Source organism: Gardnerella sp. KA01002, assembly GCF_049244015.1.
GTDB classification, from domain to species: Bacteria; Actinomycetota; Actinomycetes; order Actinomycetales; family Bifidobacteriaceae; genus Bifidobacterium; species Bifidobacterium vaginale.
Window position 1 is genome coordinate 1,582,312 of sequence record NZ_CP058365.1, and the last position, 12,586, is coordinate 1,594,897.

The window sequence follows — 12,586 nt, forward strand, 5'->3', positions numbered from 1 at the left end:
TAACTTTTACTAACACGATTTGGAGCATGTAATGGCTAGGCCATCTATTTATAATGACAATACTTGTTGGGATGAGCCAACATATACTTGCATATCTTCCAACTATGCAAAAACTGATTGGATAACAAATCCTCAGGTTTTTGCCGTTAACACTATTTCAGCGCATTCACATCATCATTACACAATAAATGACACCACACCAATACAGTCACTTAATGGAACGTGGGAAGTAAAGCTACTTTCTTCCCGCGTATTCAACCCTGAAAACTTAGATGAGGATATTAAAAATTACGAAGATTCTTCATATCAAACAATCTCAGTTCCATCTCACTTACAGATGAACGGTCTATTAAAACCGCAATACGTTAACGTTCAGTACCCTTGGGATGGTCATGAGGACGTTAAAGCACCAAATGTTCCTTCCTTAAATCATGTGGCAATTTATAAGAAACATTTTGTTTTACAAAATAATCTTAAACAGATTTTGAACGAAGAAGGTAAAGCTACTATTACCTTCCATGGAGCACAAACAGCTATTTATGTATGGATTAACGGAAAGTTTGTTGGATATAGTGAAGACTCTTTTACGCCGAGTGAATTTGATATTACTCAATTTTTAAAAGATTCTGAAAATAGTATTGTTGTAGCGTGCTACGAATTTTCTAGCGCATCATGGCTAGAGGATCAAGATTATTGGAGACTACACGGAATTTTCCGTTCCGTTGAACTGTGTGCACATCCTTCCACCCATGTATCAAATCTTCATGTTGATGCAGATTATAGCAATGATACAAATACTGGGAAACTCGCATTCAGAGCAAACATAGAAGGAGACAATTTAAAAGATATTACACTGCATACTTACATTACAAATCATAAATACAGCAACGATAAATTCACAAATAATAATGAGATTTTGTGGGACTGCACGCTACCTGCACAAACGATTACTGAACTAAAACAGACTACTATTACTAAAGCACTACCTTGGAGTGCTGAATACCCTGCGCTATACGACTTACATATTGATGTTGTAAGCAGAGAATCAAATATTATTGAACATGTAGTGCAGCCGATTGGTTTTAGACATTTTGATATTGAAAACGGCATAATGAGATTAAACGGAAAACGCATTATTTTCAAAGGCGTAAACCGTCATGAATTTAATTGCGACAGAGGCCGAGCAATCACATATGATGACATGGTTTCCGATGTGCTTTTTTGTAAGCAACACAATATAAACGCTGTACGAACTTCTCACTATCCTAATCAAGATGCTTGGTACGATTTATGCGACGAATATGGGCTATATATTATTGACGAGACTAATTTAGAGACACATGGAACGTGGTCAGATGGGCGCGGAAACATAACTCCAGAATGCGCTATTCCTGGCAGTAGAGATGAATGGCGTGCCGCGTGCGTAAATCGCGTCGATAACATGATTAAACGCGATTACAATCACCCATGTGTGCTGATTTGGTCTCTCGGAAACGAGTCCTTTGGTGGAGACGTATTTCGTTCTATGTATCATCATGCTCATGCTCTAGATGCACATCGCCCAGTGCATTACGAAGGGCAGACTATGGATAAGTCTTGGCGCGATACTAGCGACATTGAAACACGCATGTATGCTCACGCAGATGAAATAGAAAAATACGTGTCAAACAACCCAGATAAACCTTATATATCTTGCGAATACATGCATGCTATGGGGAATTCATTGGGAAACATGAACGAGTATGTTGCTCTTGAAAAGTATCCGCATTACCAAGGTGGTTTTATTTGGGATTTCATCGATCAGGCAATAAGACAAACCCTACCAGACGGAACCACGCATTTGGCATATGGTGGCGACTTTGATGATCGACCTACCGATTATGAATTCTGCGGCAACGGTCTATTATTCGCAGATAGAAAACCAAGTCCTAAGGCCATTGAGGCTAAACAACAATATGCAAATATAAGACTATATCCAAACGAAAATGGTGTTCGCATAGAAAATCATCAGCTTTTCATGAATACTGAAAATTACGTATTCTTGGCAAAATTACGCGTTGACGGCAAAATTATGTGGTCTCAACCATATACGTGTAATGTGGAACCTGAAAATGATTTTGAAATGCCCATAGAGTGGCCATTAGAACAGTATCAAAGCAGTGGGGAAGAAATTACTTTTGAAGTTTCGTGCACGCTTGCAAAATCTACACGTTGGGCACAAAAAGGATACGAATTATCGTTCGGACAATACACAATATTAACTAAAAATTCAGAATCACAAGCTAAGCAAATATCAAATGCACGATTACATAAAGATGGCACTGTTACTATTGGACGCTGGAACGCAGGAACACGTAACTCTTCGATCGAAACGCTTTTTTCATATTCACAATGCGGGCTTATTTCATACCGTCTTGACGAACGAGAATTTGTGATTAAACGTCCTTTGATCACTACATTCCGAGCACTAACAGACAATGACCGCGGTTGCAAACATGGTTTTGAGCGTGCTCAATGGTATGTAGCAGGTAAATATGCTAAATGCGTAGATCAAACAGCTGAGAAGCTCGACGACAATACGCTACAAATTGTATACAAATATGAACTTGCTAACGCAGACCATACAATAGTGAATTTAACATATGTGTCTAAAACATCAGGAGATTTACACATTGAACTAAATTATGTTCCTTCTGGAAAAGATTTACCTTCCATTCCAGCATTTGGATTGGAATGGATGCTACCAATAGAATACAGAAACCTTGAATTCTACGGTATTGGTCCTGTTGAAACATATGCAGACCGCACCAGTGCGGGACGTTTAGGGATTTGGAAAACAAATGCTTTTGACGATTTTATGCCATATCTTGTTCCACAAGAAACTGGCAATCATGAAAAAGTAAGATGGGCAAACGTAACAGACGATTCTGGGCATGGCATGCGTATTCAGCGGCATAATAGTACTAGCAACTTCTGCGTAAGTTTACTTCCATACAGCAGCACTATGATAGAGGAAGCACAACATATAAGTGATTTAGGTGACTCAAAACATATGTTCTTGCGAATTCTTGCAGCACAAATGGGAGTCGGCGGCGATGATTCGTGGGGCTCGCCTGTGCATCCCGAATATCATTTGCCTGCCAATAAACCATATTCTCTAAATGTGGATTTGCAATTATTCTAACCCTCCCTCCTATAGCTAATACCGCTGATATAGTTACAAGAAAGTTTCTATGTCAGCGGTATTTTATTGCTATTGAAATAAATTTATATCAGAGTTTTCTTTTCTACTACTCGTCTTGTGCAACTAGTGGATAGCATGATTGAAGAGCTACATATTGACGAATACTAGTTATTCTCACAGTTAACGATACTGCACGAATCGCGTCAAAACGTAGAATTTTGCGATATCCTATGGCATGAACATCTGAAACATGATGATTTACTCCATATTCATCAATAACGTGAATTTCAGCTGTTTCAACGTGTTGTCCTTTACTAATATCTTCTTCAATAACTAAGCCATCAATATAAGTAGGTTCAGTAAATACCATACGAAAATCAATCGGCTTAGAAGATGACAATGCTGTACCCTGTTTTCTGTCAACCAAGTACTTTGGATTTCCTTCATATGTATTAGGACTTAAAACTTGTATTGATAATGCTTCATGATCTCGTAATTCGCGCCCATGGAATTTACGAATCTTATCGCCCAATTCTTTTAAAATTTTAACATCAGAATCTGCTAACAAACCATGACGTGTCGGTGGCACATTCAACAAAAGTGTTGAGTTACCCCCTACAGATTTACACCATATATCAAATAATTCATCAGAACTGCGAACATTATTATCCTCATTATCGTGATGGAACCAACCTTTGCGAATAGAGGTATCAACTTCTGCTGGATACCAAGCAAAATCGCCTTCGTAGTGTGCAAGCGCCTTACGAGACCCTAAATCTTCATCAGTAGACGCAAATTTGCGAGAGAACTTACCATCATCTGATTGTTGTGATTTTGAAGAGGTTAATTCAGCACTACGTAATTCTGTAGGTAATACGCTCCACTCATTAGAGCGCGTATGACCAGCTTCATTGCCGCACCAACGCACATCTGGACCGCAAACACTGATAACAGCATCTGGCTGCAGCGCCCGGACTGTATTATAGATTCGTTGCCAGTCATAAGTTTGCGTTTTACCATTCTCACCCTCGCCGCAAGCACCATCAAGCCATACGGAAAAAATAGGACCATAGTGCGTTAGCAATTCAACAAGTTGATTAATATAAAAATCGTTGTAAACTTTGCCAGTGCCATATGATGATTCTGTACGATCCCATGGTGAAAGGTATACGCCAAATTTCATATTATGTCGATAAGCTGATTCACTAACTTCGCGCACAATATCTCCTTTTCCATTTTTATATGGAGAGGACGCAATGGTATGCTTGGTGTACTTTGAAGGCCACAAGCAAAAACCATCATGATGCTTGCAAGTTAGAATCACGCCGGTCATACCTGCCGATTGTAGAGCATCAAGCCACTGGTCAACATCTAAATTATCTGGATTGAATATCTTCGGATCTTCGTGACCAAGCCCCCATTCACGATCTGTCATAGTATTCATTCCAAAATGAATAAAACCATACATTTCCATGCGCTGCCAAGAAATTTGACGTGCTGTAGGCCTTACATTTGCTAAATAATCCTCATTCATGCTGCCACCCTGCTTTAGCAATCAATGCAACTTCACATCGAACAATCAATTGTTTACTATATTAACAAAAAACAAGGATGTACGCCAGTTAAATCATTATCCGCATATTCAAAAAGCAGTATTCTAAAGTCTTTCAGACATAAAAAATCCCCATGCACAAATAGGCATAAACACTAAATACACATGGGGATACACTAACAGAATAGACTAATTATATACACCTATAATGGCTATTTTTGTCGCACTTTCCTACTATGTCTAACAAGTAAATGAAAAGCAAAAAATGTTAACGAAAGCACCGAGACGCCAGTCACACTACTACCTCCAGCAACCAACATGCCACGAGAGCACTTCTCACGTTTTTGACACAAGCCATTCTTACGAATAGTAGGCTGCTTATTTTCGCTCATTCTCAGTCCACTGACATTCGAATCACTTGAACCATAAGAATTATCCGACTGTCTTGAATCAGTAGAAACACCACCTGAATCATGAACAGACGGACCAGACATAGACTTATTCCGCTTAGCCTTTGACATACCATCATGATTATCACCAGACTCCAACGTCACACTTGGACCATAAGAATTATCCAACTGTCTTGAATCAGTAGAAACACCACCTGAATCAAGAACAGACGAACCATGCTTAGATTTTGGAGTCTTCTTTTGCTCAGTCTTAGAAATCACTTTAATTTCACTAATAGTTGGACTACCCGGATGCCCATTATACATATCAACATTCGGATATACCTCATCTATCTGCACACGCAATTCGCTAGCATATTGAGAATTCTCGAAATTGATATCACTGAGATCTTCCTTTGCAGCATTATCTTTTCCATATATTCTTTCCCATGAGCTCTCACTATACGCTGAACGATCACACTGATTTTTTGTCCATAAGGAGAATTTTTTAATGCGATGGTTCACGTTACCCTCAACAAATTCTTCAATTTGCACAGCATCGAACTTAGCATTGCACCCTAATGTGATATCAAGCGTCACTGGATAATTTGGATTATCTGGAGCTGCCCAACGCGTAGATATGTCACCGTCAGTTAAGGATTTAGCAGCATACTCCGGCTCAGTACGTGATTGACTTGCTATAACATTCTTATCTTTCGCAATGTTCTTTGGTTCTATATCCTCAATTTTTTTACGTTCATAAGCTGCGTTATTTTCCAACCAATACAGCAATCGAGCACGACCTCCGCCAACACGTTCTAGTTTTACATCCTGCTCATCATCACCATCTTTAAGCGGAACTGTCTTAGCTATGTATGTACGCGGATCAACCTGCATGAGTATTGCATTTCTAGAAGGTCTTTTTACAGTAAGCGTGATATCCTGTGCCGTTTCAGCATAAGAACCATTATCATTACGTGTTGATAAATAATATGATGGATAGCGAGTATCACCAGTTAAAGCATTAACTACCAACAATGCCTTTGGTGCATATTTACTTTCACCAAAAATCTTTTTACGAATTTCCTCATTAAGATCTTTTAGTGTTGAGAAATGACCGACAAGCACATCTCCAGGTTTTCCGTTATTAACAGTTCCGACATTCTTTACGGTAATCTTTTGCAACCCAAATTCTGCATTCGCTAGCTTTCCCTCCGTGCTGTCAAAAGCTCCCATACGGAATCCCTGAATATTCGGAGCAGATGCACGATCTGCATATACGCCAGATTTCAATCCTGCATACTCATTATTCATTGCAACCAAGTATTTCCCAAGGCCCTGCACATCTTTGAAAATGCTAGAAAATTCGTAGAAGCTTCGCGTTGGAGCTCCATCTTGGTCAATAATCGAACTGCGATCATAAGCATTATATTCCATACGGAATAGCCCAAACCATTTTTGGCCAGTAGCTAATCCTATCATAGGAACAATCGACTTTTGAGAAGCAGAAACATTAGCATCCCAGTTGTAATCTAAATATTGTCCAAATAGAACTGGCTGACTGCAATCACCTGTCAAACCCTCTAGGGCTGCTTGTCTCTGAGAAGTCCATAGCTTATTCTGCAACATGTTTGCCACAATTTTACTTGGCTTTGGACCTTGACCTGCACCATAATAATATGTATCCCACGAAACAAGATCAGGCTTTGCTGTTTTGACAAAATGACTCATATTGGAATGCGTTTCCCAACCAAGACCAAGAGCTTGATTAGAATGCACTATTGCCCCAGGATACCTATTCTTAGACCAACTGAACCATCGATTAAATTTCTGTACTTCACTTTCGCTATAACCTCCCTCATCACCATATTGAATATCAACAAGACTATTAGCATATGGCTTCATTTCTTCAGTCAAAAAATCTTTAGGTACACTATTTTCACCCATACTATTGCCACCCTTTGGAGCTTTAGCAAGTGACCAAGGCACACCTTTCCCTAATTGCCGCATCAATGGAGCATTAAATAAAGGCTTATCATAGAACATAGGGAACGATCCGCCAGTTAAACGGCGTTCTGCATCGTTATAAACTCCACGCCCATAGCCTTCAGAAGGTACCCAAGTTGGCAATAATACACCGTATTGCAATGCCAATGCTTGTGCACGATTCACACCATATTTATTTTCATTTGCATTAAAACTGGTATATTTAGGTTTTTCATCAGGTACTTTAATTTCTTTTGGATTCTGACCCTCAGGCAACCCCCACACTTCTACTTCTTCCAATCTCATACCAGTGGCACCTATTCCGTTTTGCTGTGGATCGTGAATTTTGGGCTTGTTAAGCCACACACGTATATCTTGTGTTTTATGATAACCGTTCAAATCCCAATACCATAAGCCATCACTATCACGCGTAAGGCTTGCATTGGTGACAACCGTATTCCAATTGTCACCAGCTTTGACATCAATAGCAACAGAATGCCCTCCTTGCCACCCAGGGGAGCCAGCTGGCATGGTCGGCCAACCATAAGCTTGTATACGTCCTACATAACGAGGGCTATTTAAATGAATTGTAAAACCAGTTGATTTGTTAGACCATTCAGCGCTATCTTTCAAACTCGTAGTATTCCAAGAAGTGGCACGCATACCATCCGTAACAATTAGATTGTCATTATCATTTGCACCATTTATCTTCACAGTTGCATTAATTTTTTCATTGCCACGGAAATCTGTGTCAACCTTTGTCACATTTACAACATATGTACTTGCAGCATTACCAACAACAACTTTTGCAACTATAGCATTAACACCTTTTGTTAACGGAATGCCCGATACTCTTCCATCAGAATCCACCTTGCGGCCATTGATAGTAGCCGTAGCCCCAGTGGGCAACTTAACTCTGGCAGACACAGAGGTTGTATGATAGTATGCAGTAGATTCATAAGTATATTGCGATGGACTGAAAGTAACTGGCTTACCAGGAGCACCAAATGGCAATTGATCAATGAAGAAATCAATAGGCGCAGCTGTTGCATCACCCCGTCCTTGTTTCTTCATATGTTCAACTGGTAAACATGGAACAAGTTTGATGTCTGAAGCCGACATATCTTTTTTGCTACTATCAACTGCTTTAAAACCAACCAACGTCAATATTGGCTTATTGGTAGATTTAAACGAGATAATTTGCGGCTCATTGATACCTTTTAAACCACCAGTTGCAATCAATTCGCCATTATTAAATTTCGTTTGATGAACTTTAGAACGCCAATTAATATCTTTCTTATCAGATGGATTTCCTGGATCTTTATCGAATGCAAAAACACTATAAACACCTGGCGCATTCGAATTACCTTGCACTGATTCATACGATGGCCGCGCAGTATACTGAATTCCACAAACCTCTCTATTAGTATTATTTTTTATAGCGAGAATGTGTGGGAAATTATCGTATCCACCTTGCCATTTTGTTGTCCAAAACGTTTTAGCACTATCCACGCTCCCATCGCTATCAGTAAGCGCAGAAATGGTACCATTTGGCTTTTTCTCACCATTTTTTTCTTCAGAACTTGCCCACAGTATTGAGGGATGGAATGGATCAATTGAATCTTCCTGTGGCACTGAAGCTTGTGCAATCATCGGACTAGCCATACTGATCGACAAAGCAAATATTGCGCCGCCTTGCAACAATCGTCGAAACTTCATGGGATTCCTTTCTTCATTAAGCCAGCCATCCACATCTCTTCATCGAAATGTAAATATGTGTACCTCAAACAAAGATAAAATCGATAAAAACGCACACACATTTGTGCGGTTAATGCACAAATGACTGAATTACATACGGGCTGCCATCGCTGCCAGCCACAGTTATAAATAATCAAGAGCAACAATATGCATCGCATATACGTATTGTTTACACTCATTATAATAACTAGAATTAATTGTATACTAAGTTAACAAAAAACACCATACACTCAAAACCACAAGTTTTATCAATACACAACTAAAAACACTGCAGCGCAAAATAAGAAATTACAAAAATCTTATTTACAACAATGCAGTGTTAAAAAATACTCTAATCAGAATCTCTGGTGGGGTTTATTGGTATAAGGGTTATTTATTCTCCAGCGAAAACCACACCTTTTCGAAGCATAATATTCGCATATTGAGCACGTTCACCAGTAGCAACCACACAATACGCATTCTTCGCTTCATCATAAAATGCAAAACGATCCAAGGTTCCTATGGTATTAGCGCCGCGCTTATCAAAACCAGAAATAATATCTTCATAGTCTTTCCAAATTGGAGTTTCACAAGAATCCCCTGGAACAACTTCCATAAGAGTAACTGGCTTAGATGTGTACTGGTCAAGAGGCATAAGCTTCAATATCGCTTTTAGCAATTCTGAAGTACCATGACCATCACAACGAACAACAATTGCATCTTTTCCTACCGATTCGGTTGGAAAATTTCCATCTGCCAAAACCAAAACGTCTCCATGTCCCATTTCGCAAAGTACTTTCAATAATTCTGGCGATATAATGGGATCAATGCCCTTTAACATAGAAATCTCCTTTGATTTACACAATAACTATTTCCGTTAGTTGACAATCATTGGCAACTAATAGGTTGAATAATATCACACGATATTAATAAAAAATTCCATAATTATAGCAAAATATTCTTTGCTGATTAAAGAAAAATATGAACTAACGAGTGAATTCAACTAGCCCAAACACTAGCGTCTTGGTCATCTTCATCAATATCGCGAGTCATAGGAGACGAAGTGGAATACGTGTATTCATCATCTACCACACCAGAATCAGCATCCGCATTAATCGCGGCCAAAACACGCTTGTCCATCTTATATTGCGGTAAAACGTTCTTAATATAGCTTGTTACAGCGTCTTGCATAGAAACATCATGCCCAACGCGTTCCGCCATAAACCAACGATGATCTAATACTTCATGGAAGAACTGTGCAGGTTGGATTTGCGATCTAAACTCAACAGGAATCATGCGTACCGTAGGCTCAAACACCTCACGCATCCAATCAGTAGCAACAATCTCCAACTCTTCGCCCTGGCGCCACGTAGACGTACGATAAGCATCTAAATCATTAAGAAGCCTACGAGCCTGATTCTCCTGAACATCAAGACCAGTCAAACGAAGTAGCTTACGTGAAGCATAACCAGCATCCACAACTCGTGGACGAACCAACACTCTTCGCCCATCCACAGAAGTCTTCATTTCCAACTCGTCAACATAAAAACCAAGCTCATTAAGCCTATTGACTCGTCTTTCAATACGCCACATTTCGTCTGGGCTAAATTTGTCCACATCTGTAAGCGTGCTCCAAAGAGAATGATAACGGTCAACTAGCCTATCTCCAATGCTAATCTCATCAACCTCACCAGGCAAAAGTTGACCAGAACTTAAATCCATTAGTTCGCCAATTATGTTTGTGCGAGCTAAATCAATATCGTATTCACGCTGACCTTCTGTAAGGCTTCCATGCAAATCACCTGTTTCAGCATCAACTAGAAATGCTGTAAAAGCGTCCGCGTCTCTTAAAAATAGAACGTTAGAAAGAGAAACATCTCCCCAATAGAATCCCGAAAGATGCAGACGAACCATAAGCACAGCAAGCGCATCAATCAAACGCTCTGCAGTATCAGGTCTTAAGGTACGAGCAAACAGAGCGCGATATGGAAGAGAGAATTTAAGATGACGAGTTACCAGCATTGCCTCAAGCGGTTCACCGTTCTTATCTTTTCTACCAGCTACAACCGCTATAGGAGTAACGGTTGGAAGCTCCAATTTGCGCAAACGCCTTAAAAGCTCATATTCTCGTTCAGCAACTTGACGAGTAATTTCCTTCATTGCATACACTTCGTCACCTACGTGCACAAAGCGCACAACGTGCCTAGAGATACCGCGCGGCAAGTTTACAAAAAGATTCGTAGGCCATTGAGATAATGGAAGCTCCCACGGAAGCATAAACATTTGAGGATTAGAGCTTGCGGCAGTAATCTTCAAAGCTTGAGGCTCTGCAGAAGATACAGTTTCATCCTGCGCAGATACTGATGTTGCTTGCATAGCACGTGGATCCAATAAAGGAGTATCGTTCCATTCCATAAACTTTAATCTACCCGTTAAGTTCGAACGCCAATAATTGAATAATAAATCGCAATCAAATTATAACTAATCGCATTATAACTAATCGTAAATAATTCAAACGATGCGAAAACGGGGCTCGCGTAGCGAACCCCGCCATACCCTTATACAGAAATCTTGGGCACTTTAGACAAAGCACCCAAGAAAACAGCAATTAGTTCAAACGCAGCTCTGTAGAAGGTGCAAACAGGTGCATCTTGGATGGATCAATCTTGATCTTTACAGTGTCACCGACCTTTGGAAGCGCACGTGGGTTCACGCGAATCGTTGTGAGCTTGTTCTGGTCGCTCATCATTGTAGACGCTTCTTCTGGAGAACCATCAGTGATGATGTTTCCGTAAATATAACCGTCAGAGCCAAGATCTTCCACGTTCACAACCTTCAAGGAGAAGGCATTTGGATCATCAGAAGTTGCCAAGCTTGCATCTTCTGGACGGAAGCCGACAATAATCTGACCCTTATCTTCTTCAGTAAGCTTATCAACAGCTTCTGCTGGAAGAGTGATGGAATCTTCGCCAATTTGAGCCTTGCCATCAACAACTGGATGCTGGTTGATGTTCATAGATGGGGAGCCAATGAAGCCTGCAACGAAGACGTTCGCTGGACGATCATAAAGCTCGGTAGGAGCACCAACCTGCTGCAAAACACCAAGCTTGATTACAGCAATACGATCACCCATTGTCAAAGCTTCAGTCTGATCGTGGGTCACGTAAAGGGTAGTGACGCCAAGCTGACGCTGCAATGCTGCAATCTGTGTACGAGTCTGTACACGAAGCTTTGCATCAAGGTTGGAAAGAGGCTCATCCATGAGGAAGACTTTTGGTTCACGAACAATTGCACGACCCATTGCCACGCGCTGACGCTGACCACCAGAAAGTGCCTTAGGCTTACGATCCAAGTACTCAGTCAAATCCAAAACCTCAGCAGCCTTTTCAACACGCTTGCGGATTTCTTCCTTACTTACGCCTGCAATCTTAAGAGCAAATCCCATATTGTCTGCAACAGTCATATGTGGATACAATGCGTAGTTCTGGAACACCATTGCAATATCGCGATCCTTTGGCTGCATTGTAGTAACATCTTGACCACCAATAAGAATGCGACCTTTGTTAACCTCTTCCAAACCAGCTAACATTCTCAATGTAGTTGACTTACCGCAACCAGATGGACCAACGAGTACAAGGAACTCGCCATCCTTAATAGTCATGTTCAAATCATCAACCGATGGCTTGTCATTGCCAGGGTAAATACGGGTGACATGATCAAATACAACTTCTGCCATGA

Annotated in this window: 6 protein-coding genes; 1 reads left to right on the forward strand and 5 read right to left on the reverse strand. The window is 40.3% G+C overall.

Annotation, left to right across the window (positions count from 1 at the left end; genetic code table 11):
• Positions 1 to 31 precede the first annotated feature (31 nt).
• A complete protein-coding gene (locus HXT60_RS06250) occupies positions 32 to 3,184 on the forward strand; it encodes a glycoside hydrolase family 2 TIM barrel-domain containing protein (RefSeq protein WP_421791043.1) in 3,153 nt (1,050 codons plus the stop codon).
• Positions 3,185 to 3,290: 106 nt separating this feature from the next.
• Here the strand turns inward: HXT60_RS06250 and HXT60_RS06255 are convergent, their stop codons facing one another.
• The 5 genes from HXT60_RS06255 to HXT60_RS06275 form a co-directional block, all read right to left on the reverse strand.
• Complete coding sequence (locus HXT60_RS06255; protein WP_410310680.1) at positions 3,291 to 4,718, reverse strand: alpha-L-fucosidase; 1,428 nt, start codon at positions 4,716 to 4,718, stop codon at positions 3,291 to 3,293.
• A 230-nt stretch (positions 4,719 to 4,948) separates the two neighbouring features.
• Positions 4,949 to 8,830: a discoidin domain-containing protein gene (locus HXT60_RS06260; protein ID WP_101889970.1), complete on the reverse strand. Its 3,882-nt coding sequence runs from the start codon at positions 8,828 to 8,830 to the stop codon at positions 4,949 to 4,951.
• 412 nt (positions 8,831 to 9,242) lie between these two features.
• The gene (locus HXT60_RS06265; protein WP_248911875.1) at positions 9,243 to 9,689 is read right to left on the reverse strand and encodes an RbsD/FucU family protein; all 447 of its coding nucleotides are present in this window, start codon (positions 9,687 to 9,689) and stop codon (positions 9,243 to 9,245) included.
• Positions 9,690 to 9,847: 158 nt separating this feature from the next.
• On the reverse strand, positions 9,848 to 11,263 hold the full coding sequence (locus HXT60_RS06270; RefSeq protein WP_421791046.1) for a DUF4032 domain-containing protein: 1,416 nt from the start codon (positions 11,261 to 11,263) through the stop codon (positions 9,848 to 9,850).
• 193 nt (positions 11,264 to 11,456) lie between these two features.
• Positions 11,457 to 12,584 (reverse strand): ABC transporter ATP-binding protein, encoded by a 1,128-nt coding sequence (locus tag HXT60_RS06275; protein WP_004114066.1) that lies wholly within the window; start codon positions 12,582 to 12,584, stop codon positions 11,457 to 11,459.
• Positions 12,585 to 12,586 lie beyond the last annotated feature (2 nt).